Genomic DNA, 4,207 nt, shown 5'->3' on the forward strand with positions numbered 1-4,207 from the left:
GCCTGTATCCACGGCTCCTGAATTTCGTCGATGCGGTTGACGTCGGGCATGTCGGACGGGTTGTGCAGTTCCATCTCACACGCGTCTTCGGTTTTGCTGCGGCTGAGTTGCAGCTTATACACAACGCTGGGCGCGGTGGTGATGAGGTCGAGGTCAAATTCACGGGTAAGGCGTTCCTGAATGATCTCCAAATGGAGCAACCCAAGGAATCCGCAGCGAAAGCCGAAGCCCAAGGCGGCGCTGCTTTCGGTTTCAAAGCTGAACGATGCGTCGTTAAGGCGCAGCTTGCTGATGCTTTCGCGCAGCTTTTCAAAGTCGGCGGCGTCGGTTGGGAACAGGCCGCAGAACACCACGGGCTGCACTTCTTTAAAGCCGGGGAGCGCTTCGGCGGCGGGGCGCTTGGCATCGGTAATGGTGTCGCCGACGCGGGTTTGGGCGACTTCCTTAATCTGCGCGGTGATGATGCCAACTTCGCCAGCCGCGATTTCGGGGAGTATCTCAAGCTTTGGCCGCATACATCCGACGCGGTCGACCAAATGCTTTGTGCCGGCGGCCATGAACTGAATTTCCTGGCCTTTTTTGATGACGCCATCAATGACGCGGATCAGGATGACGACGCCCAAATAGGGGTCATACCATGAATCGACGAGCATGGCCTTCAACGGCGCGTTGCGGTCGCCCTTTGGCGGGGGAATGCGGGTGACGACCGCCTCCAGCACTTCGGCGATGCCGATGCCCGATTTGGCGCTGGTCAGGACGGCATTGTCGGCGGGCAGACCGATGATTTCCTCAATCTCGGCCTTGACCTTGTCCACCTCTGCCGCGGGAAGGTCGATCTTGTTGATGACGGGCACGATTTCATGGTCATGCTCGATGGATTGGTAGACATTGGCGAGCGTTTGCGCCTCCACCCCTTGCGCCGCGTCCACCACGAGCAACGCGCCTTCGCATGCGGCGAGGCTGCGGCTGACTTCATAGGCAAAGTCGACATGGCCGGGGGTGTCCATCAGGTTGAGCTGATAGGTAAGGCCGTCATTCGCGGTGTAATCCAGCCGCACCGTCTGCGCCTTAATCGTGATGCCGCGTTCTTTCTCAATGTCCATATTATCAAGGACTTGGCTCGTCATTTCGCGCGCGGTGAGCCCGCCGGTTTGTTGGATCAACCGGTCGGCCAGGGTCGACTTCCCATGATCTATGTGGGCGATGATCGAAAAATTGCGGATGAGAGAGAGTTCATTCATGCAGCCGCCCCTAGCAGGGCCGCCCCGCGCCTTCAAGCATGGCGGAAAGGCGGTAGGGGGTTTGGGAGGTTGGGGTGCGCGATGGGGGGTGATCATCACGCGGCATAGCAATACGCAAAGATCGCGTCCTTGGTGATTCCTCCCTTTTGGGGGAGGGGGACCGCCGCCGAAGGCGGGGGTGGAGGGGCACCCGCAGAATGGCCCACGCTTTCGGCGTTAGGAGAACCGGCCTGTGCCCCTCCCCCATCCTGCGGATGGTCCCCCTCCCCGTTTCGGGGAGGATTTAGAAAGCCCCGCCCGCGCGCCGATTTTATAAGTCGCGAACAAGCGTAGTTTTTATTCCAATTCTGTTTACATGCGCCGCAATCAAAGACATAATTATGGAGTGAGGTATGAAACGGTCATGGCGGCGCTAAGCTTATTTGCCCTAGACGAGCGGGCTGACGGCCCCATTCAGCTAGCCGAACCGGCTCCCGAAACACGCAAGGCAGAGCTTGGCCAGTTCATGACCCCAACTGCAATCGCGGCTTTCATGGCTGAGCAGTTTGAGTTGCAAAACATTTCCGACGTTATTTTGCTGGACGCTGGCGCCGGACAAGGTTCGCTCTCGACAGCTTTTGCTACCCGTTGGAAAAGTATGCATAAGTTTAATGATTACCTTACCATTCATGCTTACGAGCTCGATCCCAAAATGATCGAGATTTTGAAGCCACGACTTACTAGCCTTGAGAGCGATAAACGTATTTCGACCGAGGTAGTCGACGGAGACTTCATCGCCAAAGCGGCGGCCAAAATTCGTTCAAGCGAACGTATTTACTCTCATGCAATTTTGAATCCTCCGTACAAAAAAATTGGTAGCGGCTCTTCTGCTCGACAGATCATGTCAAGCGTTGGCATTGAGACCGTCAACCTTTATTCAGGCTTCGTCGCACTGTCTCTCGATATGCTGAAAGATGGCGGTGAGCTTGTGGCAATCATTCCACGCAGCTTTTGCAACGGTCCATATTACAAGTCGTTTCGCAAATTTCTTTTGGATCGAGCTGCGATCCAATCAATTCACCTTTTTGACTCGCGCAATAAGGCATTTGCCGACGATGATGTTTTACAGGAAAATGTTATAATCCGCTTAAAGAAAGGTGCTCGTCAGGGGGAAGTCATCATATCCCGTTCTACGGATGCCAGCTTCAGCGATCTGACGTCAGACCGCGTCTCCTTTGAACGGATCGTCCATACTAAGGACATAGAGCAGTTTATACGCATCCCGAGTCAATCTGTCGAGCCGAGCTTAAGTTCTAAATCTATATATTCCAATAGAATACAGGATGTCGGTGTTTCAGTTTCAACGGGACCAATTGTCGATTTTCGGATGAAAAAGCATTTACAGATGGAACCGCTGCCTGGAAGTGTTCCGTTGCTCTATCCCAGCCACTTTATTGATGGCAAATTGGTCTGGCCCCGACCAAATTTCAAAAAGCCGAACGCCATCGCAGAAAATGATGAAACGCGCCGTTGGCTGTTCCCTCGTGGTTTCTATGTTGCTGTAAAGCGTTTCTCCTCAAAAGAAGAAAATCGTCGAATTGTAGCTACGCTTATTGATCCGGCTGATTTGCCTACATCATCAATCGGCTTTGAAAACCACCTCAATGTGATTCACATCGGCAAAGGGCCATTACCTGAGGATTTGGCAAGGGGTTTGGTCGTTTATTTGAACGCCAAAATCGTCGATGATTGGTTTCGACAGTTTAACGGGCACACGCAAGTCAATGCTACCGATCTTCGGTCTTTACCTTTCCCGAGTAGGGAGAGATTGATCGAATTTGGCAAATGGAGCACCTTGTTTCCCGATGCAACGCAAAACGAAATTGATATAGAGGTAGCGGGTGCTGAGTGATGGAAACCAATATTGAAGTCGCCCTAAAAATTCTGACGGCCTTGGGTTTCCCAAAAGCACAGCTCAATTCCAGGTCGGCACTGACGCTGCTTGCTTTGGCGAATGTCAGTTCTCAAATGAATTTTACCGATGCCTCCGCACCACTAATGGGCATAACGCCGATTATGGATTGGGTTCGCGATGCCTATGGTATCACCTACGCTCCGAATTCGCGTGAGACGTTTCGACGACAAACTATGCATCAGTTTTTAGACGCTGGGTTGGTTTTGTATAATCCCGATAAGCCGATGCGACCTGTTAACAGTCCCGCCGCCGTTTACCAATTGTCACCAGAAGCATTGAAACTCGTTCAAAGCCACGGATCGGGTAACTGGGACGAGGCTTTGCTAGAATATTTGCAGGAAAAAGGTAGTCTGGCTGAGCGCTACGCCCGTGAAAGGCAAATGCACCGTGTACCGGTAAAAGTCAGTGAAGGGTTCTCTTTACAACTAAGCGCCGGAGTACACAGTGAACTTATCCGGGATATCATTGAAGATTTTGCTGAGAGGTTCGCACCCGGCAGCGTTTTGATCTACGCAGGCGATACTGGCGAAAAATGGGGATATTTCGACTCTGAGCGATTGCAGCAATTGGGCGTATCTATCGATAATCATGGTAAAATGCCCGACGTAATTTTGCACTTCGTAGAGCGTGATTGGCTTTTACTGGTTGAGTCCGTTACCAGTCACGGCCCTGTTGACGCAAAACGTCATGCCGAACTGATGAAATTGTTTGAGGCATCATCCGCCGGGCTTGTCTATGTTACCGCGTTTCCAACGCGCACGGTGATGTCGAAATACGTCGCCGATATCGCTTGGGAAACCGAGGTTTGGGTTGCAGATTCACCGTCCCATCTGATCCACTTTAATGGCGTTCGGTTTCTTGGGCCTTACAAGTAGCGGGCGTCAATAAACACACACACCCCCTTGAAATGTAGGATTTGCCCTGCCACCATCGCTGACGACATCGCCAACTGCCCCTCTGGCTGAACGGGGCGTCGACAACAGCCGTCTGCACGTCTCGGCACATTGATTTA

3 protein-coding genes are annotated in these 4,207 nt (G+C 52.6%); 2 read left to right on the plus strand and 1 reads right to left on the minus strand.

The features are described from left to right. Positions 1 to 1,241: translation elongation factor 4 (gene lepA / locus HEQ34_RS13870; protein ID WP_296201478.1), on the minus strand; the 1,241-nt coding region annotated here is incomplete at its 3' end. Between the two features lie 403 nt (positions 1,242 to 1,644). Between lepA and HEQ34_RS13875 the strand changes: the two genes are divergently transcribed. Together HEQ34_RS13875 and HEQ34_RS13880 are read left to right on the plus strand one after the other, a co-directional pair. Next, complete coding sequence (locus tag HEQ34_RS13875; RefSeq protein WP_296201480.1) at positions 1,645 to 3,132, plus strand: Eco57I restriction-modification methylase domain-containing protein; 1,488 nt, start codon at positions 1,645 to 1,647, stop codon at positions 3,130 to 3,132. Beyond that, positions 3,132 to 4,070: a BsuBI/PstI family type II restriction endonuclease gene (locus HEQ34_RS13880; protein WP_296201482.1), complete on the plus strand. Its 939-nt coding sequence runs from the start codon at positions 3,132 to 3,134 to the stop codon at positions 4,068 to 4,070. Before HEQ34_RS13875 ends, HEQ34_RS13880 begins: the two co-directional genes overlap by 1 nt. The last annotated feature ends 137 nt before the right edge of the window (positions 4,071 to 4,207 follow it).

It is taken from the genome of Sphingorhabdus sp., from assembly GCF_023910635.1.
Classification (GTDB): Bacteria; Pseudomonadota; Alphaproteobacteria; order Sphingomonadales; family Sphingomonadaceae; genus Sphingorhabdus_B.